We start from the raw sequence: 645 nt of genomic DNA on the forward strand, positions 1-645 counted from the left end.
CCCCCCCAAGCACCGCCACCAACAGGAACGCCGCCGACAAGCGGGCGCGAATACGCAAACCAGAGAACAGCCGAAACATGCTTACTTCCTATATCTGCCCCGGTGGAATGGCGCATGGCCTCTAGCTCTTGTCCGGGGCGGTGTTGAACCGGACCAAGAATCGTGATTCTTGGTGGTAGCCAGGGATCCCCCTGGGAACGTCTGACTTGTCAGACCGTTCAACCGAATAAATAAAGCATTTTCTTAATGACATTATGGATTTCATTAATAAGTAGGACTCCACGTAAGACTGAATTTCCAGGCATACGGCATTCGCACGACGGCGAGGACGGCGCCGTTCTGGCGTCCGATATTGCGACGGCAAACCGCGCCATCGCTCGCTGCTAATGGCGGGTTAATGCAGGGCAACGAGCATTGCTGCGAAGGTGTCCATGCGTGCGCAACGCGTGGGCATTCTTATTGCGTCAAAGGTTCCCGATGGTCGGCAGCCACGACGCTCGAGGAAGCTCCACCGCCATGCGTCACCCGCCGTCCCTCCCGTTCGCGTCCAGACTCGCCGTCTCGATCCTGAGCCTCGCCATCCTGGCCGCCTGCGGCGGCGGTGGTGGCGGCGATCATGACCATGCCGGCGGGAGCCTGCCAGGG

General features: G+C 59.7%; 1 protein-coding gene. It reads right to left on the reverse strand.

The window, feature by feature from the left end:
• Positions 1 to 456: 456 nt before the first annotated feature.
• Positions 457 to 645 (reverse strand): hypothetical protein (locus AOZ49_RS33625; RefSeq protein ID WP_231690389.1); only part of this gene is annotated, 189 nt, incomplete at its 5' end.

The organism is Achromobacter sp. 2789STDY5608615 (genome assembly GCF_001298995.1).
Classification (GTDB): Bacteria; Pseudomonadota; Gammaproteobacteria; order Burkholderiales; family Burkholderiaceae_B; genus Achromobacter; species Achromobacter insuavis.